The 26,195-nt window shown below is 65.3% G+C and carries 20 protein-coding genes and 1 pseudogene; 8 read left to right on the forward strand and 13 right to left on the reverse strand.

Translation table 11 applies throughout. The features are described 5' to 3' along the window. Positions 1-46: 46 nt before the first annotated feature. The gene (locus AC1DR1_RS02745; RefSeq protein ID WP_476992145.1) at positions 47-1,165 is read right to left on the reverse strand and encodes a substrate-binding domain-containing protein; all 1,119 of its coding nucleotides are present in this window, start codon (positions 1,163-1,165) and stop codon (positions 47-49) included. Between the two features lie 165 nt (positions 1,166-1,330). On the opposite strand from AC1DR1_RS02745, the gene AC1DR1_RS02750 reads away from it, so the two are divergent. From AC1DR1_RS02750 to AC1DR1_RS02760, 3 genes are all read left to right on the forward strand, one after another. After that, positions 1,331-2,329, forward strand: coding sequence for a LacI family DNA-binding transcriptional regulator (locus tag AC1DR1_RS02750; protein ID WP_229995453.1), 999 nt, complete (start codon positions 1,331-1,333; stop codon positions 2,327-2,329). A gap of 56 nt (positions 2,330-2,385) precedes the next feature. After that, positions 2,386-2,679 (forward strand): putative quinol monooxygenase, encoded by a 294-nt coding sequence (locus AC1DR1_RS02755; protein WP_476992167.1) that lies wholly within the window; start codon positions 2,386-2,388, stop codon positions 2,677-2,679. A 285-nt stretch (positions 2,680-2,964) separates the two neighbouring features. Beyond that, positions 2,965-5,589, forward strand: coding sequence for a GH32 C-terminal domain-containing protein (locus tag AC1DR1_RS02760; protein ID WP_476966007.1), 2,625 nt, complete (start codon positions 2,965-2,967; stop codon positions 5,587-5,589). Positions 5,590-5,737: 148 nt separating this feature from the next. On the opposite strand, the gene AC1DR1_RS02765 is transcribed toward AC1DR1_RS02760, so the two are convergent. Then, a complete protein-coding gene (locus AC1DR1_RS02765) occupies positions 5,738-6,199 on the reverse strand; it encodes a hypothetical protein (protein WP_476966008.1) in 462 nt (153 codons plus the stop codon). 443 nt (positions 6,200-6,642) lie between these two features. On the opposite strand from AC1DR1_RS02765, the gene AC1DR1_RS02770 reads away from it, so the two are divergent. Further along, positions 6,643-7,461, forward strand: a complete 819-nt coding sequence (locus AC1DR1_RS02770) for a GAF domain-containing protein (protein ID WP_229995456.1) — start codon at positions 6,643-6,645, stop codon at positions 7,459-7,461. A gap of 182 nt (positions 7,462-7,643) precedes the next feature. On the opposite strand, the pseudogene AC1DR1_RS02775 reads toward AC1DR1_RS02770, so the two are convergent. The 10 genes and pseudogenes from AC1DR1_RS02775 to glyA all read right to left on the reverse strand — a co-directional run bounded on the left by AC1DR1_RS02775 (position 7,644) and on the right by glyA (position 19,782). Next, positions 7,644-8,697 (reverse strand): annotated as a pseudogene (locus tag AC1DR1_RS02775) (transposase). 162 nt (positions 8,698-8,859) lie between these two features. Further along, positions 8,860-9,453: an NADPH-dependent FMN reductase gene (locus tag AC1DR1_RS02780; RefSeq protein WP_229995457.1), complete on the reverse strand. Its 594-nt coding sequence runs from the start codon at positions 9,451-9,453 to the stop codon at positions 8,860-8,862. A 90-nt stretch (positions 9,454-9,543) separates the two neighbouring features. Then, positions 9,544-10,812 carry an N-acetylglucosamine-6-phosphate deacetylase gene (locus AC1DR1_RS02785; protein ID WP_476992146.1) on the reverse strand — a complete coding sequence of 423 codons (1,269 nt, stop codon included), beginning with the start codon at positions 10,810-10,812 and terminating at the stop codon, positions 9,544-9,546. A 198-nt stretch (positions 10,813-11,010) separates the two neighbouring features. Beyond that, positions 11,011-11,886, reverse strand: coding sequence for a formyltetrahydrofolate deformylase (gene purU / locus AC1DR1_RS02790; RefSeq protein WP_229995459.1), 876 nt, complete (start codon positions 11,884-11,886; stop codon positions 11,011-11,013). Between the two features lie 2 nt (positions 11,887-11,888). Then, positions 11,889-13,304, reverse strand: coding sequence for an L-serine ammonia-lyase (locus AC1DR1_RS02795; RefSeq protein ID WP_476992147.1), 1,416 nt, complete (start codon positions 13,302-13,304; stop codon positions 11,889-11,891). Then, positions 13,304-13,939, reverse strand: a complete 636-nt coding sequence (locus tag AC1DR1_RS02800) for a sarcosine oxidase subunit gamma (RefSeq protein WP_476992148.1) — start codon at positions 13,937-13,939, stop codon at positions 13,304-13,306. Before AC1DR1_RS02800 ends, AC1DR1_RS02795 begins: the two co-directional genes overlap by 1 nt. Further along, complete coding sequence (locus AC1DR1_RS02805) at positions 13,932-16,886, reverse strand: FAD-dependent oxidoreductase (protein WP_476992149.1); 2,955 nt, start codon at positions 16,884-16,886, stop codon at positions 13,932-13,934. Before AC1DR1_RS02805 ends, AC1DR1_RS02800 begins: the two co-directional genes overlap by 8 nt. Further along, complete coding sequence (locus tag AC1DR1_RS02810) at positions 16,883-17,212, reverse strand: sarcosine oxidase subunit delta (RefSeq protein ID WP_364746804.1); 330 nt, start codon at positions 17,210-17,212, stop codon at positions 16,883-16,885. The genes AC1DR1_RS02805 and AC1DR1_RS02810 overlap by 4 nt, the downstream gene beginning before the upstream one ends. Before the next feature lie 12 nt (positions 17,213-17,224). Further along, on the reverse strand, positions 17,225-18,445 hold the full coding sequence (locus AC1DR1_RS02815) for a sarcosine oxidase subunit beta family protein (protein ID WP_476992150.1): 1,221 nt from the start codon (positions 18,443-18,445) through the stop codon (positions 17,225-17,227). Next, the gene (gene glyA, locus AC1DR1_RS02820; protein ID WP_364746808.1) at positions 18,442-19,782 is read right to left on the reverse strand and encodes a serine hydroxymethyltransferase; all 1,341 of its coding nucleotides are present in this window, start codon (positions 19,780-19,782) and stop codon (positions 18,442-18,444) included. Before glyA ends, AC1DR1_RS02815 begins: the two co-directional genes overlap by 4 nt. Before the next feature lie 143 nt (positions 19,783-19,925). Between glyA and AC1DR1_RS02825 the strand changes: the two genes are divergently transcribed. Then, a complete protein-coding gene (locus AC1DR1_RS02825) occupies positions 19,926-20,597 on the forward strand; it encodes a GntR family transcriptional regulator (RefSeq protein WP_476992151.1) in 672 nt (223 codons plus the stop codon). Here AC1DR1_RS02825 and AC1DR1_RS02830 read toward each other — a convergent pair. Continuing rightward, entirely contained in the window at positions 20,594-21,406 is an 813-nt protein-coding gene (locus AC1DR1_RS02830) for an IclR family transcriptional regulator (protein WP_364746810.1), read from the reverse strand. The genes AC1DR1_RS02825 and AC1DR1_RS02830 overlap by 4 nt on opposite strands. Before the next feature lie 351 nt (positions 21,407-21,757). Here AC1DR1_RS02830 and AC1DR1_RS02835 point away from each other — a divergent pair, with 351 nt between their 5' ends. From AC1DR1_RS02835 to AC1DR1_RS02845, 3 genes are all read left to right on the forward strand, one after another. After that, positions 21,758-22,468: an isochorismatase family protein gene (locus AC1DR1_RS02835; RefSeq protein ID WP_364746811.1), complete on the forward strand. Its 711-nt coding sequence runs from the start codon at positions 21,758-21,760 to the stop codon at positions 22,466-22,468. 229 nt (positions 22,469-22,697) lie between these two features. Further along, complete coding sequence (locus AC1DR1_RS02840) at positions 22,698-24,068, forward strand: MFS transporter (RefSeq protein ID WP_229994909.1); 1,371 nt, start codon at positions 22,698-22,700, stop codon at positions 24,066-24,068. 681 nt (positions 24,069-24,749) lie between these two features. Further along, positions 24,750-26,159 carry an MFS transporter gene (locus tag AC1DR1_RS02845; protein ID WP_476992152.1) on the forward strand — a complete coding sequence of 470 codons (1,410 nt, stop codon included), beginning with the start codon at positions 24,750-24,752 and terminating at the stop codon, positions 26,157-26,159. Positions 26,160-26,195 lie beyond the last annotated feature (36 nt).

Below are 26,195 nucleotides of genomic sequence, written 5' to 3' on the forward strand. Positions count from 1 at the left end.
GAGTAGCGGGCTCCGGACTCCCCGCCCCGCAGTGAAGCTGGGTGGATTACTTTCCCCAGCAGATGTCGGAGGCCTCGGTGGTGGTGATGCTCTTGACGCCGTCGGCCGGCTTGTCTGTGACGAGCTCGACACCTGTGTTGTAGAAGTCCAGCCCCGGTGAGTTGGCCGGCTTCTGGCCGGTCTTGGCGAGGTCAACGATGGCCTTCACACCCAGTTCGGCCATCTTGACCGGGTACTGCTGCGCCGTGGCGCCGATGACGCCGGCCTTGACATTGTTCACGCCGGTGCAGCCGCCGTCCACCGAAACCACCAGGACGTCCTTTTCCTTGCCGGCGGCCTTCAGGGCCTCGAAAGCACCCGCCGCGGCAGGTTCGTTGATGGTGTAGACGACGTTGATGTTCGGGTTCTTGGCGAGGAGGGTTTCCATGGCGGTGCGTCCGCCGTCCTCGGCGCCCTGGGAGGCCTGGCTGCCGACGATCTCGTAGTCGCCGCCCTTGCCGCCGGTGTATTTGCCGGTCTTGGCTTCGTCGCCGTTCTTCTTCTTGTCCGCGGTGTCGATACCGAGGCCGGTCAGGAAGCCCTGGTCCCTGTTGTAATCAACCGAGACAACCTTGTCGTCAAAGAGATCGACGAGGGCAATGGTCGCTTTTTTCCCATCCAGCTGGGCTGCGGTCCATTTGCCGATCAGCTCGCCGGCGGCAAAGTTGTCCGTGGCGAACGTGATGTCGGCGGCGTCGGCCGGGTCCGGCGGGGTGTCCAGGGCGATGACGAAGAGCCCGGCGTCCTTGGCCTTCTTCAGGGCGTCCACTACGGACGGACCGTTGGGGGTGATCAGGATGCCCTTGTCGCCCTTGGAGATGGCGTTCTCGATGGCCTGGATCTGGGTGTCCTCGTCGCCGTCAGCCTTGCCGGCTGCGAGCTTCAGGTCCACGCCGCCGGCCTCGGCCGCCTTCTTTGCCCCGTCCTGCATGGAGACGAAGAACGGGTTGGTCGTGGTCTTAACGATCAGCGAGACGCCGACCTTGTCCCCTGACGCGCTTCCCGTTGATGAGGCGGACGGGGAACTTCCACCACAGGCTGAAAGACTGAGCGCTCCCAGGGTCAGCACTGCTCCCGCAGCGAACAGGCGGGTGGCCGTTGAACGGGGTGCTTTGGAACTCAACATTGAATCTCCTGGTGTTTGAGGCCCTCACTGGCCTCGACAACGATGTCATGTACGATGTAATCAGCATCACACTGGAGAGTCAATAGATGCAACTTAGAAGGAGCGATTTATTTGACAACGATGTCCGATCGTAGCCAGCCGGCCCTTTCCGCCAGTCGTCCGACAATGCGCCACGTGGCTGCCCTTGCCGGCGTCGGAATTAAGACCGTGTCCCGGGTGATCAACGACGAACCTGGCGTGTCGGACGCCACCCGGGAAAAGGTGCTCAGCGCTTCACGACAACTCAACTACCACCTGGACATGGCGGCCGGCAGCCTGCGCCGCGCGGGCAGAAGGACGCTCTCGGTCGGGCTGTTGCTGCCGAGTGTTTCCAACCCGTTCAGCGGCGAGATCAACCGGGCAATAGAAGATGCTCTTGGGGCCAGGGGAATCGCGGTCTTTGCGGCGAGCCTGGATGATGACCCCCAGCGGGAGCAGGACATCGTGGCGGCATTTCTTGGGCGGCGTGTCGACGGGCTCATCCTCACGCCCATCGCCAGGAGCCAGGCGTATGTGATCCCGGAGCATTCCCGTGACCTGCCTTTGGTCTTCATCGACCGTGAACCGGTAGGAGTGGAAGCAGATGCCGTCGTGACCGACAACGCCGCAGGCTCCGCGAGGGCGGCTGCTCACCTGATGAGCCGCGGCCACACCAGGCTTGCCTATCTGGGTGACCGCACGGACATCCAGACCGCCCGGGAACGCCGGCGGGGGTTCATTGAGGAGATTGGCCGGCAGGGAATTCCCACCTCCACGATTCCCGTCCGTGAAAACCTGCACGATGAGGAATCGGCCAGGTTGGCCGCGTTGGAGCTTCTCACTGCTGCGGAACCACCGACGGCGATCTTCTCCAGCCAGAACCTCATCACTTTCGGTGCCATGCGCGCTCTGAGGGAGCTAGGGCTGAGCAAACGCGTGGCCTTGATAGGGTTCGATGACTTCACGCTTGCCGACTTGATGGATCCCGGCGTGACAGTTATCGCCCAGCACCCCGAGCGAATCGGGAAGCTGGCAGCAGAGCGGCTCCTGGCCAGGATCGATGGCGACCAGCAGCCCCCGCATACCTATGTTGTCCCGTCTGAGCTGGTACAAAGAGGCTCCGGGGAACTCCGCCCTCCGGCCTGACGCCGGGGGACCTTCCTGAACAATCTGCCAAACACAAAAACCTGAATGGGATCATGATGACCAAAACCCTCTACGCCGAGTTCACCGTCAAGCCCGGCAGCGAAGCCCGCGTTGCTGAAATGATGCTCGAACTGACCCGGCATGTCCGTCGTGAACCGGGCAACGAGCTGTTCCTCCCCTGCACCCGGGAAGACAACCCCCGGGAGTACTTTGTCTTCGAGGTCTACCGCGACGAAGCCGCGTTCGAAGAACACATCGGCGCCGATTACGGCGCCAGATTCAACGAGGAACTGGCCCGCCACATCGAAGGCGACGCCTCGGAGCTGACCTGGCTCCTGCCGCTGGAATAGCCCTCAGCCAAATCCAGCCGATCCGCGGTCGGCGGGAGCTGCTGCGTCCAGGACCCACGGAGAGGGCTGAACGGAGCCGCCTACCGGAAATAACCCTTCCAGCCCTACCGCTGGGAGGGAATTTTCTGCTGCCCGCCCATCGCTTCGCCCGGCTCAGCCGCGCGCGGCCGGCCTCATGCCTGAGCCGCCAAAACCGTTGACTTGTCTGATGGACATCACTTAGTGTCCTTCGAGCTGACAACGTTGTCTATCGACGACGCGCGCAACGAAGGGCGAATCAAGCGAATGAAGAACACGAACACCCGCAGGACGCACGCCGTTTCTGCACTGACACTCGCGGGACTGACGCTGGCCGCGGCACTCGCAGGTTCCCTGCCGGCATCGGCCGCGACAGGCCCCGGGGACGAACCTTACCGGCCGGCCATTCACTACACGCCCGCAAAAAACTGGATGAACGACCCCAACGGGCTCGTCTTCTACAAGGGCGTCTACCACATGTACTACCAGCACAACCCCTCCGGTAACACCTGGGGGAACATGTCCTGGGGCCACGCCACGTCGAAGGACCTTGTCCACTGGAAGGAGCAGCCGCTGGCGATCTCCACCGATGCCCAAGAAGACGTCTTCTCGGGCAGTGTCGTTGTCGACAAGGACAACACGAGCGGTTTCGGTACGAAAGAGAACCCTCCGCTCGTGGCCATCTACACCAGCGCCTACAAGGACGCCTCGCCGCACCGCGGCCTGCAGGCGCAGTCACTGGCTTACAGCCTCGATGATGGCCAGACCTGGACCAAGTACTCCGGCAATCCTGTGCTGAACCGGAACTCCGCCAACTTCCGTGACCCGAAGGTGTCCTGGTACGACACGCCCGGCGGCGGAGGCTACTGGCTCATGACCGCGGTCGAAGCCACGGACCACAAGGTCGTCCTCTACAAGTCCGCCAACCTCAAGGACTGGTCCCCACTGAGTGAATTCGGACCAGCCAATGCCACCGGCGGGCAGTGGGAGTGCCCCGACCTGTTTCCCCTCGCCGTGGACGGCGACCCGAAGAACGTCAAGTGGGTCATGGTGGTCAACATCAATCCCGGCGGCGTGGCCGGCGGCTCCGCCGGCCAGTACTTCGTGGGGAACTTCGACGGCACCACCTTCACCTCCGAAACCACCAAACCCGTGGCCACGCCCCCTCCCGGCACGGTCCTGGCCGGATTCAACGACGGAACTTACAACGGCTGGACCGTCAACAACGAGCCAGGAAACTGGAAGAACGGCCCATTCGGCAGCACTCCGGCAAACGGAGCCCTTCCCGGCCAGAGCCCCGTGACCGGCTTTGACGGCAGTGGCCTGATCAATTCGTTCAACGACGGCGACTGGCCGCTCGGGTCCATGCAGTCACCTAACTTCACCGTGACCGACGACTACCTGAACTTCCTCGTGGGCGGCGGCAAGCACCCCCGCGTCTCCGACAAACTGGACAACACCCCGCCCGCAGGAGAGCTCAAGTTTGACGGCTTCGAGGTTCCCGCCGGGACATCGCTGGCCGACACCGGCTGGACCGGGACCGGCGACCTCACCCCCAACTTCCAGCCCTCCACCAGCGGCGGGGACTTCTACCTCGGGGCCAAACGGATTAACACCTTCGAAACCGGCAACACGCCGGGCGATGACCGACAGGGCACCCTGACATCACCGGAATTCCCCATCACCAAGAATTTCATGAGCATGCTGGTCGGCGGCGGCAACCGCTCCGCGGACTCCGGACAGATCCTGGCCGCCCAGTTGCTCGTCAACGGCAAGGTGGTCCGCTCCCTCGCAGGAGACAATTCCGGAATCCTGAACTGGAAAGGCTGGGACGTCTCCGAGTTCGCGGGACAGAATGCACAGTTGCGTGTAGTTGACCAGGCCACCGGCGGGTGGGGACACCTGACCCTTGACCACGTCATGCTGACTGACGGCCCGGCCGTTCCCCGGTCTGACGAGGAATCGGTAAACCTCGTGGTCAACGGACAAGTTGTCCGCACGGCCACCGGAAACGACAGTGAAAAGCTCGACTGGGCATCATGGAATGTCAAAGAATTCGTTGGCCAACAAGCACATATCAAAGTGGTCGACAATAACCGATTCGGTTGGGGCCACATTCTCGCGGACGAGTTCATGCTCTCCTCGAAACCGGCACAGTCGGCCCTGGAGACCTATGACTGGCTGGACTACGGACGCGACTACTACGCCTCCGTGTCCTTCGCCAACATGCCCGATAGCAAGCGGGTCATGCTCGGCTGGATGAACAACTGGGACTACGCCAACGACATCCCCACCAGCCCCTGGCGCAGCGCCATGGCACTTCCCCGCAAGGTCAACCTGACCACGACTCCTGACGGCCCCCGCCTCACCCAAAGCGCTGTCAAGCAAGTGGAACAACTGGGCGGGAGAGTCTCCTATCAGGATAAGAAGGGCGGACCGATTCCCGCCGGGACACACCAGCTCCCGGCTTCCGCATCGGGCCAGGTCCAGCGGGTGGACATCACCTTCGCACCCGGCACGGCGAAAAAATCCGGCATCACCGTACTGGGCGACGCAAACACTTCCACCGTTATCGGCTACGACGCCACGACCGGAAAGATGTTCGTTGACCGCACCAACTCCGGCAACACCGCGTTCCACCCGGCATTCGCTTCCGTCGAGGACGCCCCCGTCACCCTGGACAAGGACGGCAACATCACCATGCGGATCTACCTCGACCGCTCATCGGTGGAAGTGTTCGCCCAGAACGGTCTGCGGACCATCACCGACCAAGTGTTCCCCAACGCCGGAGCCGACAAGATGGCCCTCTTCGCAGAAGGCGGGATTGCCCAGCTCAAATCACTCACCGTGACACCGCTGGAAAAGGCAATGTTCCTCCCGGAAAACAAGTGACCCAGCCCACCGCCTGACCTGCTCGCCAAGGAGTCGGAGCTGAAGGGACTGCGTACGGTACTGCACCGGGCGCAATCCCTTCAGCCCGGCCTTTGTGAGGTCGTCGCACCGGCGACTGAAACACGAACTTCGTCACAGGCATTGCCAGCTAGCAATTGACCTCAGCCCTGAGGTCACGGATCGCGGCCTCGACGTTGGAGGCCTCGTCGCGGAGGGAATCAGCTGCCTGGGTCAACGTGGCGTCGTCGGGGACCGCCGCGACGGCGGCATTGAACTTGGCCTCGGCGGCCTTGACGGCATCCGCCCGCTGCTGGGCGAGGTTCTCGCTCGCCTTGACGAGATCGTCATAGGTCTTCGTGACTTGATCTTGGGCCGCGCGGACCTGCTCGATCGTGGCATCAGGCTTGAGCGTGGACTTGAACTCTGCCAGAGCTGCGGCATGGGCATCGATGGCCGCGCAGACCTGCGACGTGCTTGCCGGGGGGCTTGAGACGGTCACGGCCGGACTGGGAGTGGCCGCCGGCGGGCTGGTTGGGCTGCATCCGGTGAGCAGGGCGATGGTGGTCCCAAGTGCGATGAATCCCAAGAGAATAGCGCGGGGTTTCGACATCGGAAGATCCTCTTCCAGCTGGGGTGTTGGCTCCGAGCATCGGGGGCCGTATTCATCCTCCGCCGGGACGCGGGCGCGGACCTCATCCGCCGGGGGTGAATTGGGTGGAAATGCATGGCCGGCCGGCAGGGGCCAAATGGCTCTTTTGGGACCGGGTGAACGCGGGTATAAATGGTTGTGCCACGGCGGACGGGTCCTCCGCGACTGGTGTTGAAGCCGGGGCGGGCGGTCCAGGGAAGGACGTTGAAAACTTCCCTGGGCCGCCGCGGGGCTGATGGGGCTCTGCAATCACCGGAACAGCCCACCGGAACAGCCGAGGATCAAGCGACAGGCGGCGGGATCGTCGGCTCTGACAGATGGATGGCGCGGCGGTGTCCGCCCGGACGTATGCTGTTTTCATCGGTTCAGCAGTGAGCTGCGTGCTTTGATCTCGAGCGTGGAACATGACCCAAGGAACTGCAAGAGACGGCCGGCAGGATCGTCATGCCTCCTTCTGGGAGTTGCACTTCAACGACCCGGATGTCGGTGCCTTCCTCAGCGAAGCCGTGAGTGAGTTTGTCGACGACATCGGTGGTCCCGGCCGCGGGATCAGCTGGGCAATCACCCTGCTCGGGTCCGCGGAAGCCCTCACCCTTACTGCCGGCAGCGAACCGGCGCGGGCCGCAGATGAGGCGCAGCGATCCTTCGACGACGGGCCGGCTCGCACAGCGGTTCGCAGCGGTGAATTTGTGTTCGTGGGCGACACCTCCCTGGAGCGCCGCTGGCCCGGGTACGCCAGCGCCGCCGCAGCCTTCGGAGCCCGGTCCCTCATATCCGTTCCGCTGGTCCCACAATCGGTATTCCAGGCCGCTGTGAACTTGTACGCGCCGTGGCCGCATGTCTTCACCAGCGCAGATATCACCGCCGCGGCTCGCCTGGCCCGCCACCTGTCCCGTGCACTGCGTTTGGTTGAGCAGTTGGCGCTGAGGTCCGGGAGCAGCGCGGATCTGTCCTCGGCCCAGCTCTCCCGGGCCCTGGCCGGCCTGGCGTTGCGGACGCTGGTGCGGGAGTACGGACTCAGCGAGGAGGGAGCCCTCGACTATCTTCGGAGCGTCGCGGGCGGAGCTACACGGGAAGCCGCCGGCGCCACGGTCCATGTCCTGGTGCCCGATTCCGTTCAGGTCCAGAAAGAGCCCCTGCCCAGTCCCTATGCCGGGGCACCACATGGCGGGGACGCGCCTCCCGTCCGTCGTCGGCGGCGCAGGACGGGGACCCCGGCCTAGGAGACTGCTGAACAACGTGGTTGTGGGGCGGGCGGAACGCCACCAATGGCCGTCAAGCGGCGTGTACTGGTCAGCACTCTAGGTGCGACAACGGGGTCGTTCCGCCCGCTGGGTTCATTCTGCACCCAGATGTGGGGCGTCATCCAGTGGTGGGATTGGCTGGCCGGGGTCCGGGCGGTGGGTTATCCCAGCGCCCAGGATCCCTTCTTCACGGTCAATCCGAGCGTGAGCAGGCGTCGCAGGTTTAGTCCCGCGATCCGTAGCTGCAGCCAGGCGTTGTTCCGTGTGATGCCGCGGTGGGGAACGCGGCGGTTCCCGCGGGTGAGCCAGGCGATGGACCGCTCGACCATGGGCCGGTGCGTGCGGTAGTTGTCCTGGAATGCGAGGTCCGTGGCGCGTTGGCGGTGTTCGCGCAGTAACGCGTCGTGTTCGTGGAGTTCGATCTTGCGTCCCCGTGGTGAGGTGGTGCAACGGTCCCGGAGGGGGCAGCCGGTGCAGGCGGCGCCGAACGTGACCCGTCGTTTGACGGTGATGTTCCTGGTGATGCCGTTCGGGCAGGTCGCGGTGCCGGCTGCTTCATCGACGGTGAAGTCATCGAGGGTGAATCCGCCTTCGACGGCTGGGCGCAGCGGCCATGGTTTGATCACCGGGATATGTGCGGTGCGGGCGAGAGCGGCGAGCATTTCCCCGGAACCGTAGGCCGAGTCCGGCAGGGACATCACGGCCGAAGCGGCGGATCCCGGCGATCAGTTGCGTGATGGTGTCCTGCCTCGCGACCGCGTCGTCCAGGACTGTTGAATCCACAGCTCTGCGGCGCTTGCCCTTCAGGATTCCGGCTTCCGCGACGACTTCGGCGATGGCCTCCATGATCCGGTGCGGGTTTCCAGATCCGGCCAGACGCCGTCGCCAGTACGTCAGCGTGCTCGGGTGGAACGCGGTATCGGTCAGCCCGTATCCGCACGCGGCTTTCCAGCGCAGATCGAAGGTCAAAGCCTCGGCGGTTTCCCGGTCAGAGAGGCCCTGCAATGCCTGCAGCACCAGCACCGAGCCGATGACCGGCGCCGGGACTGAAGGCCGGCCCCGCCGCGACGGGAAGAGGTCCTCCATCATTGAATCCGGAAACAGGCGCCCCCGATGTTTGGCCAGAAAAGCGAAGACGCTGCCCGGAGCCAACAACTCTCCGGCCAGCGCCTCCACATCCAAATACCCGCGTTGCGCGTCCTCGCGTCCCTGCATAAGACCAGTCTTAACCACCAGGCCCACGAGTCCAGCCGACGCGCCCCACAACCGCCGATTAGTTCAGCAGTCTCCTAGGCGTACAGCGCCATCAAGTTGGGGACACCCGACCAGCCGTCCCGCCAGGCCGCGCGCCTGCGCAGCAGATAGTCAGCACAGCCGCTAGGCGGCGCTGGCGTCTTCTTTCCCTCGGGCGTGGCCCGGGCGGAGGATCTTCAGCGCGCCGGCCCAGGCGATCACCTGGTCAAACAAGGTCTGCAGACTCGCCTCGGCGGCCGCCGTCGGGATGAAGGTGCGGTAATTCGCGAACTCCGTGGCCAATGGCAGCGCAACCTGGGCCCGGACGTCTGCCATCTGCAGTTCTGCCGCCACACCCCGGAGGTGTTCGACGGCGCGGATGCCGCCGCTGCTTCCGTAGCTGACGAACCCGGCAGCCTTGTTGTTCCACTCCTTGTACAGGTAGTCCAGCGCGTTTTTCAGCGCCCCGGGGATCGAGTGGTTGTACTCGCCGGTGACGAAGATGTAGCCGTCGAAACCGTCGACAGCCTCGGACCAGGCCTTGGTGTAGGGCTGGCTGTACCGGCCGAAGGAGGGCGGCAGCGGCTCGTCGAGAAGCGGGAGCCGGAAGTCGGCGACGTCGAGGACGTCAAAGGTGGCATCGCCGCGTTCTGATGCCCGGGCACTTACCCAGTCGGCGACGGCCTTTCCGAGGCGTCCGGGCCGGGTGCTCCCGAGCACGATAGCGATGCGGATCATGGCGGGCTCCTTTCCGGAGATTTTTTTACCCACAATCACAACAACAAGCCGGACGGCTCGAAACTTCCGCAGCGCCGCCGGATTAGGGTGCTATTGCGCGACGCGCCGGCATTCCGGCAGGATCCGTCCGCCGCGAAGGACGGTCACGAGTTCGAAGCCCGGGTCAACGGCGATAACGTCAGCGCGCATTCCGGCCCGGAGCCCGCCGATCTCGGTTTCCAGACCCAGGACACGGGCCGGGACCAGGGTCGCCGCCATGACGGCGTCGGCAGGACTCACGCCCGCCGCGATCGTGGCGCGGACAACCTCCAGCAGGGTCGCCGTGCCCCCGGCAAGGGCGCCGTTACTCCGCAAGGTGGCCACGCCGTCGTGCACCACAACATCCGAGCTGCCGAGTTCGTACTCGCCGTCGGGCAGCCCGGTTGCCGCCATGGAGTCTGTCACCAGCGCAATGCCCTCGGCTCCGACCAGGTCAAACACCATCCGGACCGTCTCCGGGTCGAGGTGGACGCCGTCGCCGACTAGCTCGACCACAACCGTGCCGGCCGCCGCCAAACGCAGGCACGCGGCAACGGGTCCGGGACTGCGGTGGTGCAGGGGAGGCATGCCGTTGAACAGATGGGTCACGGTGGGCCGGGCGTGCGGTCCGAAGACCCCGCCCGCCGCTGCCCTGCCGATGAGGTCAGCGGCTTCCGCCAGCGAGGCGGCCGCTACGTGGGCATCGGCATCAGTATGGCCCAGCGAGGGGGTGACTCCGTGGTCCGTGAGAATCCGGAGCAGTTCACTGGCGCCGGGCAGTTCGGGGGCGTAAGTCATGGTCTGCAGGGCTCCGCCGGCGGCCGCCAGCAGGTGCCGGAGCAGTTCAGGATCGGGGTCCCGGAGCCAGCGGGGGTTCTGCGCGCCGCAGCGGGCGGAGGAGAGGAAGGGCCCCTCGGAATGGACGCCTGCGATCAGTCCCTCGGCCGCCAGGACCTTGAGTACGCCGAGCGACCGCACCAGCTCATCGCCCGGGGCCGTGACCAGGCTGGCCAGCAGGGTGGTGGTCCCGTGGCGGTGCAGGAAGTCCACCGCCTCCCGGCAGGCCCGGTCATCTCCGGTTGGGAATCCGCCGCCCGCGGCGCCATGGCAGTGGAGGTCAACAAGCCCGGGAAGCAGCGAGCTGCCCTGCGGCACCGGGAGCTCCTCGGCCCCAGGGAACTGCCCGGCGTCAAAGCCGCCGCTGGGTCCCGCGTAGGCGATCCGGCCGTCGGTCACCGCCACCACGGAGTCCGGGGTAACGGCACCATCGCTCAGGAGGGCGCCCCGCAGGAAGTAGGCGGGAGCGGCAGGGGCGTCGCGGTCCTCGGGGGTAAGGATCATGGTGCCTGGTTTCTGTGTGGCCGGGCGTTTGGGACAGGTACAGCTAGTTGAAGACTAGCCGTACGGCGCCGACGATGGCTGTTCCCGGATTCCCCACCTTTGCTTCGGTTCCGACGGCGTGCCCGCCCAACACGCTGGCGGGTCCCGGCCAAGTGGCGGCAAAGGTGGGGAAACTCCGGACCTCCACAGGAGTTACGGCTAACGCAGCACTACTGTCCTGTTGCCCTGGAGGATGACGCGTCCCTCGCAGTGCCAGCGGACGGCGTTTGAGAGTGCCTTGCATTCCGTATCGCGTCCGGCGGCCACGAGATCGTCCGGGCCGAAGGTGTGGTCCACGTCCACCACTTGCTGGGAGATGATGGGCCCTTCGTCCAGCTCCGCGTTGACATAGTGGGCGGTGGCGCCAACCGTCTTCACGCCCCGGGCGTGCGCCTGGTGGTAGGGCTTTGCACCCTTGAAGCTGGGCAGGAAGGAGTGGTGGATGTTGATGGCGCGGCCGTCCAGCTGCCGGGTGAGGTTGTCGGAGAGGACCTGCATGTATCGGGCCAGGACCACCAGTTCCACGTCCATCCGGTCGATCAGTTCCAGGAGCCGCTCTTCGGCCGCGGGCTTGGTGTCCGGGGTGACGGGCACGTGGAAGAAGGGGATGCCGTGCCATTCGACGGTCCGACGGTGATCGGGGTGGTTGGAGACGACGCCGACGATCTCGATGGGCAGTTCACCGGTGCGTGCCCGGTACAGCAGATCGTTGAGGCAGTGCTCGAATTTCGAGACCATGATCAGGACCCGCCGTTTGGTCCCGGACCGCCGCAGCTCCCAGCGCATGCCGAATTTTTCGGCGACCGGCACAAACGCCTCCCTGAGCACATCCAGCGTGGTTTGGTCTCCGGCCGACGCGAACTGGAGCCGCATGAAGAAGTGGCCGTCCAGCTGTGAGTCGAACTGTTTGCTTTCCAGGATGTCGCAGCCCTGGTCCAGCAGGAAGCCGGACACGGCGTAGACGATTCCTCGCGTTTCCGGGCAGTCCAGGGTCAGGACGTGCTCCACGGTGTCGGGTGTCTGGTCGGTGGTCATGGTCAGCACTCCACGACGTTCACGGCGAGGCCCCCGCGGGAGGTTTCCTTGTACTTGGTTTTCATGTCTGCTCCTGTTTCGCGCATGGTCTTGATGGCTTTATCCAGCGAGACTTTGTGGCTGCCGTCGCCGTGGAGGCACAGACGGGCGGCGTTGATGGCTTTGACGCTGGCGATGGCGTTGCGTTCGATGCAGGGGATCTGCACCAGCCCGCCCACGGGGTCGCAGGTCAGGCCGAGGTTGTGTTCAATCCCGACTTCGGCGGCGTTTTCCACCTGTTCCGGGGTCCCGCCCAGCACTTCGCAGAGTCCAGCCGCCGCCATGGAACAGGCCGATCCGACTTCGCCCTGGCAGCCGACCTCTGCCCCGGAGATGGAGGCATTGATCTTGAACAGGATCCCGACGGCGGCCGCTGCCAGCAGGAAGCGGACGACGCCGTCGTCGTCGGCGCCCGGGACAAACTTGACGTAATAGTGCAGCACGGCGGGGACTATTCCGGCGGCGCCGTTGGTGGGGGCCGTGACGATCCGGCCCCCCGCGGCATTTTCCTCGTTGACGGCCAGGGCGAACAAGTTCACCCATTCCATGGCGAGCAGCGGGTCAGCGGGCACGTGGACGAGCGAAGGGTTCCGGGCATCCGCCTCGGCGCTGACGGCGGATGCTGCCAGCGTCCGGAACAGGGACGGGGCGCGGCGTTTGACGTTCAGCCCGCCGGGCAGGATGCCCTCGGCAGCGCAGCCGTTGTCCACGCATTGGCGCATGACCGCCCACAGTGCCAGGAGTTTTTCCCGGAGTTCGGCCTCGCTGCGCCAGACGAGTTCGTTGGCGAGCATGACGTCGGAGATGGACATATTTTCGCGGCGGCAAATTTCCAGGAGCTCGTTGGCCGTGGTGAAGGGGTGGGGCAGCAGGGTGTCGTCTGCCACCACATGGTCAGCGCCCTGGGCATCGCCGTCAACAACGAAGCCGCCCCCAATGGAATAGAAGCTCCGTTCGCTGAGGACGCCGCCGGAGTGGTCCAGTGCCCGGAAGGTCATGCCATTGGGGTGGGCCGGGAGGGACTTGCGGCGGTGCAGGACCACGTCTTCGTCCCAGTTGAAGTCCACCCGGTGGTGGCCGGCGAGCTGCAGCTCCGCGTCCAGGGCCGCAGCCGCCACCTGGTCATCCGCCGTGCCCGTGTCCACGGTCTCGGGGTCCTGTCCCTGAAGACCCAGGACCACAGCCTTGTCCGAACCATGTCCCCGTCCGGTCGCACCCAGGGAACCGAACAGCTCGGCCTGGACTCTGGTAGTCGAGCTCAGTGTCCCGTCACTCTTGAGCCCGTCGGCGAAGAGCTTGGCCGCCCGCATCGGGCCGACCGTGTGGGAGGAGGACGGCCCGATGCCAACAGAGAACAGGTCCAGGACGCTAAGTGCCATCAGGGGACCTCGGTGGACGCAAATTCGCGCATGGCATCGAGGAGCCAGCGGCCCAGGAACTCCGCAAAGGATGCCCGCGGAAAGATTCGGTAGGTCTCTTCCGCGGTCTTCCACAAGATGGCGGGGATGCCGCCGATTTCCGTGGACAGCGCCGTACCGGCCGTGAAGACGCGGGGGTGCAGGTCCAGGGCGCAGCCCTTCTCCAGAACGGCCCGGGCCCGGGGCCCGGAGAGTTCGAGCGTGGTGCGGTTGGCGGAGAGGTCCACCACCTGGCCCTCGGCGTCGCCGAGTGCGTCGGTGAGCGTCCGGGGGAGCTCACCGCCCAGGCTTTCATGGGATTCCGCCGGTGCCACCAGCAGGAATTCCGCCGGGCCCAGCCACAGCGCCGCGGTGTCACCGCTGCTGCGGACCTCCCCGGAAGCGGCGGGAAGGCCTCCCGTGCGTTTGCCCAGCCGCTCCCCGGCATCGCCGTCGGGATCGACCCGGATCCCGGCCATGGTCAGGAACGGCACCTCGCGCAGCTCCACCGTGCCCGCAACGGAGCCCGCTTCAAAAGCTGCCCATAGGCCCGACGCCGGGCTCTTCCGGAGGGTCTGGATCTTCTTGGAATTTTCGAGTGCTGCTGTGTCAGCCATCTTTACGGGCCCCTTCAGAGTCAAAAAGTACGGTTTCTGCGACGACGACGTCCACCAGCTGGTCACCGGCGGCCGCCACGAGGGTTTCGCCGATGCGGTTGCGCCCGTTCTTGATCAGGGCCAGCGCAAACGACCTGCCCAGCGCGGCGCTGTGGTAGCTCGAGGTGACGAATCCCTGCATGGGCACGGGGCCGTAGGCGGGGTTGACGGTGATGCCCTGCTCCACCAGCTGGGTGCCTTCGGGGAGCCGGATGGTGCCGTCCACAGGGAGGACGCTGACCAGGTGCCTGCGGTCGGTGCGGGCGGCGTCCTTGCGGGAGTACGAGCGTTTGCCGATGAAGTCCTTGACCTTGGACACCACCCATTCCATGCCGGCATCCTGCGGGGTGACCGTTCCGTCGGTGTCCTGACCGACGATCGGGTACCCCTTCTCCGCACGCAGCACGTGCATGGTTTCGGTGCCGTACGGGGTGATGTTGAACTCCGCGCCGGCCGCCTCCACGGCTTCCCAGGTGCTCAGCCCGTACCAGGACGGGACGTTGATTTCGTAGGCCAGTTCGCCGGAGAACGAGATCCGGCAGACCCGGGCCTGGACGCCGGAAGCCAGGGTGGTCTCGCGGAATGTCATGAACGGGAAAGCCTCGGCGTCGAGGCCGCCGTCGGCTGCCAGTTCCGGAGCCATTTTGGCGAGGACGGCCCGGGATTTCGGTCCGACGACGGCGATGGTGGACCACTGCTCCGTAACGGAGGTGCAGTGCACATCCAGTTCCGGCCATTCGGTCTGCAGCCATTCCTCCAGCCAGTCCAGGACCTTGGCCGCGCCGCCGGTGGTGGTGGTCATGAAGAACCGGTCCTCGTCCAGGCGCAAGGTGACGCCGTCGTCGAAGATCATCCCGTCCGGGGTGCACATAACGCCGTAGCGGGCCGAACCCGGTGCCAGCTTCTTGAAGGCGTTGGTGTAGATGCGGTTCAGGAACTCGCCCGCGTCCTTGCCCCGGATCTCGATCTTGCCCAGGGTGGTGGCGTCCATGAAGCCCACGGATTCCCGGACGGCAGCGCATTCGCGCAGGACCGCGGTGTCCATGTCCTCGCTGCCCTGCGGGTAGTACCAGGGCCGCTTCCACTGGCCGACGTCTTCGAACAGGGCGCCCTGGGCGACATGCCAGGGGTGGATGGAGGTCAGGCGGGCAGGGTCGAAGAGTTCGCCGCGCTGGCGTCCGGCCAGGGCAGCGAATGCCACCGGAGTGAAGGGCGCGCGGTACGCGGTGGTCCCGATTTCGCCTACCCCAACCGTTTCCCCGCCGCCGTGCTTGAGGGCTGCTGCGATCACGCCGATCGCGTTCACGCCGGACGTCTTGCCCTGATCGTTGGCGGTGCTGATCGAGGTGTAGCGCTTGACGTGTTCCACGGAGCGCATGCCGGCCCCGGTGGAGCGCAGCACGTCGGCCACGGTCTGGTCGCGCTGGAAGTCGACGAAGTGGTGGTGCCAGTCTTCCGGGCCGCCTTCCTGTCCGGGGACCAGCCAGAGCTGGCGGGTGGGGGCGGCGGCGCGCGGCGGCGTCGGCGCAGACGGTTCCGCGTCGGACTCGAAGCCCGCGGCGATGACCGCAGCGGCCCCGGCGGAGATGCCTTCGGCCACGCAGTCGTCCAGGGCGTAACTGCCGCGTCCGGATCCGGCCACCTGCTGGTTGGGAACCACGCTGTGGGGGACGAAGGCGGCGAGGTCTTCGTCCCAGCGCAGCCTGCCTTGGCGCTGGGAGTGCAGGTGCACCACCGGTGACCAACCGCCGGAGACGGCCAGCAGGTCGCAGGCGAGGTGTTCGATGCCCGAGGTGAGCTCGCCGGCGTCGTTGATGCTCCGGACGGTGACGCCGAGGAGCCGGCCGTCGCCGGACACAGCAGCGGTGGTGTTGGCGACGGCGCTGCCGATCAGCACGCGCGTTCCCGCGGCCGCGGCTGCCGCGGCGGTTTCGCTCAGCTGCGGCCGGGCGTCCACGACGGCCTCTACACCGATTCCGGCCGCGCGGAGGTCGGCGGCCAGGGCGTAGGCGCTGTCGTTCGTGGTGCTGATGACCACCCGGGAACCCGCGGCGACGGCGTAGCGGTTGAGATAGGTGCGGACCGCGGAGGCGAGCATGATGCCGGGGCGGTCGTTGTTTTCGAGGACCAGCGGGCGTTCGTGGGCGCCCGGGGCCAGGACGACTTGGGCGGCCCGGATGTGCCAGATCCGCTGGCGGGAAACGCCGGGCGCGGCCGGGGTCAGGAGGTGGTCGGTCCGGTTCTGGGCCGCAATGACGTAGTTCGAGTCGTAGGAGCCGAAGGCGCTGGTGCGGTTCAGCACCGTGCAGTCGGCCGCGGAGATCAGTTCGGCTTCAACGTTGGCCACCCAGTCCAGCGCGGGCTGGCCTTCGATGCTCTCCGCGAGGGCCGGATCGGTGGATCCGGACAACAGCGAGCCGCCGAGCTCGGGCTGGTCGTCAATGAGGATGACCCGGGCGCCGGCGCGGACGGCCTGCCGCGCGGCGGCCAGGCCCGCGGGGCCGCCGCCGATCACGAGGACGTCGGTGTGGACGTATTTCTTGTCGTACTCGGCGCGGTCCTCGTCCGGGTCCAGTTTTCCCAGCCCGTTGAGGAATTCGGCGCTGAGGCCGTCCACGAGGGACACGGTGGTGGCGGGGAGCATGGACTCGGCCACGTGGCCCGGGAACCGGGCGGCGATCTTGACCAGGGCGTTGGATTCCTCGACCCCGGCGGACATGATGCCGCGCGGCCGGTCCTCGTAGAGGGAGTTGCCCGCCTCCAGCCGGCCGTTCGCCAGCAGGGCGGAGGCGAGGGTGTCGCCGGGGTGGCCCGTGTACTCCCGGCCGTCCACGGTGAAGCGCCAAGTGACGCTGCGGTCGATGCGTCCGCCGGTGCTAAGACGCGCGGGCTGCGGCTGAGCGCTCATTTGGAGGATCCTTCCGGGGAAACGGGGCTGGTGATAGTGGGGGCTGTGGGTCCCGTGGCGGGCCGGAGCTGGCCCATCGGGTAGATGGCCTGGATGTCGTACGTGAGCGTGTCGCGGAGCATGTTGAACCATTGCCGGCAGCCCGTGCTGTGCAGCCAGCGTTCGGCGAAGGCGCCCTTGGTGTTGTCGCGGTAGAACAAGTACTCAGCCCATTCGCGGTCGGTGAGTTCCGCCGGGTTTTCGGGGTAGGGCACGTGGGCCTGGCCGCCGTAGTGGAACTCGGTCTCGTCGCGGGGACCGCAGTTGGGGCAGGAGATAAGGAGCATGTCCGTACCTTTCTAGTGGGCCACGGCGGCGGCGCCGTGTTCATCGATCAGGGCGCCGGTTTCGAAACGCTCGAGCGCAAAGGGCTGGTTGAGTTTGTGCGGTGTTCCGGTGGCGATCGTGTGCGCGAACGTCAGGCCGGCCGCCGGTGTGCCCTTGAATCCGCCGGTTCCCCAGCCACAGTTGACGAACATGTTTTCCACCGGGGTGGTGCCCACGATCGGGGAGGCATCCAGGGTGGTGTCCACGATTCCGCCCCACGTCCGGAGCACGTGGGCCCTGGCGAAGATCGGGAAGAGTTCGACGGCGGCGGCCATCTGGTGCTCGATCACGTGGAAGGAGCCGCGCTGGCCGTAGCCGTTGTACGAGTCCACGCCGGCGCCCATGACCAGTTCGCCCTTGTGTGCCTGGGAGACATAGACGTGGACGTGGTTGGACATGACCACGGTGGGGTGGACGGGCTCGTGGAGCTCGGATACCAGTGCCTGGAGGGGGTGGGACTGGATGGGGAGCCGGAATCCGGCCATTTCTGCCAGGACCGAGCTGTGCCCGGCGGCGCACAGGCCSACTTTTTCGGTGTTGATGGTGCCGCGGTTGGTYTTGACGCCCACCACGCGGTTGCCGTCCTTGACGAAGCCGGTGACTTCGCAGTTCTGGATGATGTCCACGCCCAGCTCGTCGCACTTGCGGGCGAACGCCCASGCGACGTGGTCGTGCTTGGCGATGCCGGCGCGCGGCTGGTAGGTGGCGCCCATSACCGGGTAGCGGATGTTGTCGTTGATGTTCAGGATGGGGCAGAGTTCCTTGACCTGCTGCGGGTCCAGCCACTCGGCGTCCACGCCGTTGAGCTTGTTGGCGCCGACGCGGCGGACGCTCTCGCGGACGTCGCCCAGGGTGTGGGCCAGGTTCATGACCCCGCGCTGGCTGAACAGGAAGTCGTATTCGAGYTCTTCCGGCAGGATCTCCCAAAGCTTCAAGGCGTGCTCGTAGATCGCCGCGCTCTCGTCCCAGAGGTAGTTGGAACGGATGATGGTGGTATTCCGGGCCATGTTGCCGCCGGCSAGCCAGCCCTTTTCCAGGATGGCGATGTTGGTCATCCCGTGGTTCTTGGCCAGGTAGTACGCCGTCGCCAGCCCGTGTCCGCCGCCGCCMACAATSACCGCGTCGTAGGASKKCTTGGGGTCCGGGTTGYGCCAGAGGAAGTCCGGGTGCTCCGGCAGGTGCTCGGTRGTCATTGTGCTGCTCCAATCAGTTCTGCCTCAAGCCCRGTTGCCGCTGTGCCGGCGCCAAGGTGCGGGTAGAGGGGGAATTGTGCGGCCAGGGCGCTGACACGTCCGCGCAGTTCGGCGGCTGTGTCAGCGCTGAGTTCGTTCCCGGGCGCCTGTGCGGTGAGGGCGGAGGCGATGATGTCTGCCACCTCCGTGAACTCCGCGGCACCGAAGCCGCGGGTGGCCAGGGCCGGGGTGCCGATCCGCAGACCGGAGGAGACCATGGGCGGGCGGGGGTCGAACGGGACGGCGTTGCGGTTGACGGTGATGCCGATCCGGTGCAGCCGGTCTTCGGCCTGCTGCCCGTCCAGTTCCGAGTTCCGCAGGTCCACCAGGACCAGGTGCACGTCGGTGCCGCCGTTGACCACGGAGATCCCGGCTGCTGCGACGTCGTCCTTCAGGAGCCGGGACGCGAGGATCTTGGCGCCTTCGAGGGTGCGTTCCTGGCGTGCCTTGAACTCGGGGGAGGCGGCGATCTTGAAGGCCACTGCCTTGGCCGCGACCACGTGTTCCAGCGGGCCGCCCTGCTGGCCGGGGAACACGGCGCTGTTGATCTTGCGCGCGTACTCCTCCTTGCCCAGGATCACCCCGCCGCGCGGGCCGCCGAGGGTCTTGTGCGTGGTGGTCGTGACGACATCGGCGTAAGGGACCGGGTTCGGATGCAGTCCTGCGGCCACGAGGCCGGCGAAATGCGCCATGTCCACCATGAGGTAGGCGCCCACGAGGTCGGCGATGCGCCGGAACTCGGCGAAGTCCAGCTGCCGGGAGTAGGCGGACCATCCGGCCACGATCATCTTGGGCCGGTGCTCGAGGGCCAGGGCCTCCACCTCGGCCATATCCACCAGGTGGTTGTGCTCGCTCACGTGGTACGGGACCACGTTGTAGAGCTTGCCGGAGAAGTTGATCTTCATCCCGTGGGTGAGGTGGCCGCCGTGGGCCAGGGCCAGTCCCATGATGGTGTCGCCCGGTTCCAGGAGAGCGAACATGGCGGCGGCGTTGGCCTGGGCGCCCGAATGGGGCTGCACGTTGGCGTACTCGGCGCCGAACAAGGCCTTGACCCGGTCGATGGCGAGCTGTTCGATCACATCGACGTGCTCGCAGCCGCCGTAGTAGCGCTTGCCCGGGTAGCCCTCGGCGTACTTGTTGGTGAGCACCGAACCCTGCGCCTCCATGACCCCCGCAGGGGCGAAATTCTCGGACGCAATCATCTCAAGGGTGGACTGCTGGCGCGTCAGTTCCCTCGCCACGGCCTGTTCGACCTCGGGATCGACTACGGAAAGTCGCTCGTTCAACTGCTCAACCACGGTTGCTCCTTTGAAATACCACTGTTGTTATGACTGATATATCAGTGTGAGGTCAATGCTATGATTGGAATCACACCGGAGTCAATAGCCGGAAGCCAAGTGGAACCGGGCTTCCGTTTGGAAACCAGGAACGGAGCCGAGCTGTGAATGCACTGACTGTCTTGCCGCCCGCAGAAGACGAAGTCCTGTCCCAGGCCGAGGCCGCGTACCGGCAGTTGCGCGACAGGCTGATCATGCTCGACATCCGCCCGGGCGAACCCATCAACGACGGGCAGTTGGCCGCCGAGCTCGGCTTCGGGCGCACTCCCGTGCGCGAGGCGATCAAGCGGCTGGAAGTGGACCACCTGGTGGTTTCCTATCCGCGCCGGGGTACCTTTGCCACCACCGTGGACTTCACGGAACTGGCCGACGTCTCGGAAATCCGGGAACTGCTGGAACCGCTGGCGGCGCGCCGGGCGGCAACGCGGGCCAACGCCGCCATGCGCCGCGAACTGTTGGACGTCGCCAAGACCATTGCGGAACTGRCCCCGAGCCCCGCAGAGTCACGGGAGCTGATGCGCTACGACCTGACAGTGCACCGTCTGATCTACCGGGCCGCTGCCAACCCGCACCTGGAAGACACACTGATCCGCTACGACAACCTGGCCACCCGCATCTGGTGCCTGGTCCTGGATAAGGTCCCCTCGGTCAGCGGGCACGTCAACGAGCACGTGGAGCTGCTCAAGGCGGTGGCCGAAGGCGACGCGGACAGGGCGGCCGAGCTCGCCCTGCACCACGTCACCAGCTTCGAGGAGACCATCCGGAAGGTGCTCTAGGAGTCCCCCTCCGGGCGCTCCAGAGCCTGATAGCCCAGCCTGGCCGAGACGGCGGCGGCGGCGGCCATCACGTTGGCTGCCAGCACGTCGATCACAGATTCCGGAACCCGGGACTTTGGTGCTGAAACCGTAATGCAGCCGACCGCGGCGCCTTTGTAATCGCGCACCAACGCCGAGACGCCAAACTCCTCGGGCGTGGTGAGTCCGTCATTGACGGCGTAGCCGGCTTCCCGGTTGGCGTTCAACTGTTCCGCAAAATCCGGAGCCGGGTCACTGCCTGGTTTGAGTGTAACCACCCCCTGCTCGAGCAGGCTGGCTGCCTTCGGCTCTGGCAGGTCGGCCAGAAACATGCGCACCGAAGAACTTTCAAACTTGCTGTACCGGGTACCGATGGCAGCCGTGTGTTTGACCAGGTGCGGACTGGGAATCTGCTCCACCACCACGGCCTCGGATCCGTTCCATACGGCCAGCGCACTGGTCTCGAGCGTGGCCTCGGTGAGCCGCTCCAGTTCCGGATAGGCCACCCGGCGCACGTCAAGCTGTGCCAGCAAGGGCCCCGAAAGGGCAATGAGCCCGAGGCCCAGGCGAAAACGTCCGGTCTCATCATCGCGCTGCACATAGCGGGCTTTCTCCAGTCCCGCCAGAATCCGGGAGACCGTGCTCTTGTGCAGGCCGACACGCTGGGCAATTTCCGTAACACCGAGGACGGGTTTTTCGATCGAAAACGCTTCGAGGACCCCCAGCCCATTCAGCAATGACGCCGCGGCGCCCTGAGGGGCTTCGTCACTCTGACGTGGCCTGCCTGCCATGTTCCATCCCGTTTCTAAGTCTGTCGTATCTGTCTGCGGCCCGCATTGGAGGGCCCAATTTAGCAATCATAGGTCCGACGGCGGGCCTTGCCTCAAACGGCGGACCGCCGTCATATCCGCTAGAACCCTTGTGGAGTTGCTGAACGAGCAACTACATTGATCATGCAGCAACAAAATGTGAACCAGGTCACTTCCATCGGCGGCCGGGCCTGCAGTCCCCGGACTCAGGCTCCGCACGAAATGCAAATTAAACATTGCTGACATCTCAGTTGCGCATACAGCAACTAATTTGATTCGAAAGCAACTCACTAGTCGTGATGGATCGCCGTCAATCAATCCAAGGAGAAACCCATGAGCCAGGACCTCAACACCCAGCTGAACGAACTGCTCGAGAAGGCCTTTGCCGCCGGCACCGAGCAGTACCACGAACTCGGCTTCAAGCGCCGCGTCGGCTACGGCAGCCGGCCGGCCATCATCCACATCGACATGGCCAACGCCTGGACCCGCGAGGGCCACGCCTTCACCTGCGAAAACATGGACACGATCATCCCGGCCTGCCAGGCGCTGAACGACGCCGCCCGGGAAAAGGGCATCCCGGTCATCTACACCACCACCGCGTACGACATCACCGACCGCTCCAAGCCCTCCGACATGGGCCTCTGGTCCTCCAAGATCCCGGTCGAGCTGCTCGCCGAGGGACTGGACGCCGTCAAGATCGATGACCGCATCGCCCCCGAGCCCGGCGAACTCGTCATCACGAAAAAGCGCGCCAGCGCGTTCCCCGGCACCAACCTTCAGCAGTTCCTGACCGTCAACCGCATCGACACCGTGATCATCACCGGCGTCACCGCCGCCGGCTGCGTCCGCCACACCGTCGAGGACGCCATCGCCGAAGGCTTCCGCCCCATCGTGGTCCGCGAAGCCGTCGGGGACCGCGTCGCCGGGACCGTCGCCTGGAACCTCTTCGACATCGACTCCAAATTCGGCGACGTCGAACCCCTCAGCAACGTCCTCGACTACCTCAACAACCTCCCCAAGTTCAGCGAAACCACCACCCCCTAACCCACCCGCACGCCCGAAAAGGGCGGCCATCTTCACCTCAGTGAGAAGCCGCCTTTTTCGTCCCTGCCGGGAGGCACTCATCGGCTTTGCGGTGCCGTATCACATCGGCACATCTCAGTCGCATAAGACCCAACTAATTTGGCTATAAAGCAACAACGCCAGGACGCGGATCGCTCTGCACTGTTCGCCGCGAAACAATGACTACGCCCTTCCAACCATGGGAGCCACCATGACAACGCTTTACACCGCAACCCCCAGCAGTAAAACCACCCTCCGCAAAGTCACCGGCGCCGCCGCTGCCGGCACCGTCGTTGAATGGTTTGATTTCGCGATCTACGGATTCCTCGCCCCCGTCATCGCAAGAACGTTTTTCCCGGCCGGGGACCACATCACCGGCCTGCTGCAGACGTTCGCCGTGTTCGCCGTCGCCTTTGCCCTGCGACCCCTGGGCGGCGCCTTCTTCGGTGCCCTCGGAGACCGCATTGGCCGGAAAAAGGTTCTTGCCTTGACGGTCCTTCTGATGTCCGGCGCAACCGCGACCATCGGACTTCTGCCGTCCTATTCCAGCATCGGCATCTGGGCCGCCGTGTTGCTGACCTTGGCCCGCAGCGTTCAGGGTCTGTCCGCGGGCGGCGAGTACGCCGGCGCGGTCACCTACGTGATCGAACACGCCCCCGCAGATCAACGGTCTCGCTACAGCAGCTGGATGCCGGCGGCAACCTTCGCCTCGTTCTGCGGTGCAGCCCTGTTGTGCTATCTGCTCACGGCCAACCTTCCGGCGGAAGCCATGGACAGCTGGGGATGGCGCGTCCCGTTCCTTGTGGCGGTTCCGCTTGGCCTCGTCGCGTTCTACATCCGGCAGAGGCTGGACGAGAGCCCGATGTTTCTGGAAGTGCTCAATAGCGCAACCGCAGTACATGCGCCCCTTCGCCAAACCCTGCGCCTGCAATGGAATCCCATGCTGGCCCTCGGCGGATACATCAGCCTGACGGCGCTGTCCTTCTATACGTTCTCCACGTACATGACCACGTTCCTGCGGGAGGTTGCGCATCTACCGGCCGACCAGGTCCTCATGAGCAACGTCATCGCCTTGGCGTTTGCCGCCGCGATGGCACCGGTCCTAGGCAGGGTCTGCGACAGGGTCGGTCGTCGAACCACAATGGTGGCTTCCTGCCTCCTTCTAGGCGGCCTGGCGGTCCCCGCCTACCTGCTCGCCTCCACCGGGGGATTCGGCAACGCGCTGGCCGGCCAGCTCCTGTTGGCCCTGGGTGCCGTGACGGCCAACGTGGTGACGGCAGTCCTTTTGTCGGAAGTGTTCCCGACGGCCGTCAGGTACACAGCCTCGGCCATCACCTACAACGTCAGCTACGCGATCTTCGGCGGAACGGCACCTTTTGTCGCCACGTTCCTGATCGCCAGTACGGGGAACAAGCTCGCCCCCGCCATCTACCTCACGGCCATTGCCGCTGCGGCGCTGCTGGCTGCTTTCCTGCTGCCGGAAACCAGCGGCCGTTCGCTGCGGGCGTCATCTGTCGCAGAGCAAGATTCCGGGGCTGACGCCGCGGTAGCTCCCGACGGCGAGATGCAGCGCAGGGTCTGAGCTGCGACTGCACCGAGTCTGTGCCGCCGGCCCGCGCACCGGGAAACGCGGTCAATGAACGTGGACTCGACTGGCGGATGTCAGGGTGATTGTGACACCGCTGGTGTTTAGGTAGTCAAGAGTAGATCTCGCACGCGCCCGGCTGGTGTCTTCCAGCCGGGCGTTTTGCGTGGGCGGCCGTTCCCGAAGCCTCAGCCGTTCTTCTTCCAGCGCTTCGGCCACTTCACATTCATCAGGAGCAAGCCAAGCAGGAGCGCGTCGACGGTCATGATTCCCGCCATGAGATAGGCCCACCCGGCCATCATGGCTTTACCGCCGACCGGCGGTCCGAAGTGCGCGCGTGTACCAGAATGCCCATAACGATCTCCTGACGTGGATCCCCCCAGTCACTCGATAGTCCCCCAAGTGTGCCACCGCGCCGCCCCGGAGGGAACCGCGCCGCTGCCTGGCTCAAGCTTTTCACAAGCTGACGCGCGCACGGCGTAATGAATGCAACTCAGTCTCGTTGACTGCAACTATCGTTCTGCGGCCTGGCAGGTGTCCGCTGAACTCCTCTGTCGCGGTTTCCTCGGAGTAATTTGTAAATCGAAAAACAAAAAGCATTGACTGTGTCACAGGTCACGCCTAATCTGGTGCAACAGCGTTGCACTGATTGCAACCCCAAAACACTTTGGTGGACACATGAGTAACGAAACTTCCTCCCCGGCCCCACTTGCGGGGTCGATCGGCCCGGAGTCGAATAGCGGGCATGGCAGTACTTCCTCCGGACAGGCCACGTTGAGCGGCCGTGTGGGCCCGGGCGGGCAAGATCCCGTGGTCAGCAGGGAGACCCGACGGCGGGTGGTCGCCGCAAGTTTCATCGGGAACTTCGTCGAATGGTTCGACTACGCCGTCTACGGCTACTTGGCCGCAACAATCGCCGCGGTCTTCTTCCCCGAGTCCAATCCCCAGACCGCGCTTCTGCTGACTTTCGCCCTGTTCGCCATCTCGTTCCTGGTGCGGCCACTCGGCGGCTTCGTCTGGGGCCACATTGGTGATCGGGTGGGGCGCCGGACCGCGCTTTCCCTGTCAATCCTGATCATGTCCGGAGCGACCTTCTGCATCGCCCTCATCCCGGGGTATAACGCCATCGGCATCTGGGCCCCGATCCTTCTCCTGGTGGTCCGCGTCGTCCAGGGCTTCTCCGCCTCGGGTGAATACGCCGGCGCGTCCGCCTTCCTGGTGGAGTACGCCCCGGCCAACAAACGCGGCCTCTACGCTGCGGTGGTTCCGGCCAGCACGGCCGCGGGCCTGCTGCTCGGCTCCCTGCTCGCGGGCCTGCTGACCATCCTGCTCAGCGCCGAAGCGATGCAGAGCTGGGGGTGGCGACTGCCGTTCCTGCTCGCCGCCCCGATGGGCCTGATCGGACGCTACATCCGCACCAAGCTGGAAGACACACCGGTGTTCCGCGAACTGGCAGAGGAGGACCAGGCCATCAAGGCCCCGGTATCCAGCCTCTTCCGGAACCACTGGCGGTTGCTGCTGAAAGCCGTCGGAGCCGTGCTGCTCAACGCCGTCGGGTTCTACGTGATCCTGAGCTACATGCCCACGTACCTGTCTTCGGAACTCGGTCTCGGCGCGRCCGAATCCTTCCTGGCCACCACCATCGCCCTGGTGACGTACATCGGGTTTATCTTCCTGACCGGAATGCTCTCGGACCGCTACGGCCGGAAAAAGGTACTCATCGCCGCATCCCTGAGCTTCATCCTGCTGACCGTGCCAGCCTTCGCTTTGCTGGGCACTGGGAACTTCCTGGTGATCGTCCTGGTGCAGATCCTGCTGGGCGGCATGCTCACGCTCAATGACGGCACGCTTCCGAGCTTCCTGGCGGAAATGTTCCCCACCCGTGTCCGCTACAGCGGCTTCGCCGTCAGCTTCAACCTCTCCAACGCGCTGTTCGGCGGCACTGCGCCGTTCATGGCGACGCTCCTGATCGCCGCGACAGCCAATGACCTGGCGCCGGCCTGGTATCTGTCCGGCGCCGCGGCCATCTCCCTGATCGCCGTCGTGCTCTCCCGTGAAACCAGCAAGGAACCGCTGCGCCACGACTAGCCGGCCGACGCCCCAATTTTTCCCCTCCAAAGAACA

Source organism: Arthrobacter sp. P4_F10 (genome assembly GCF_056401435.1).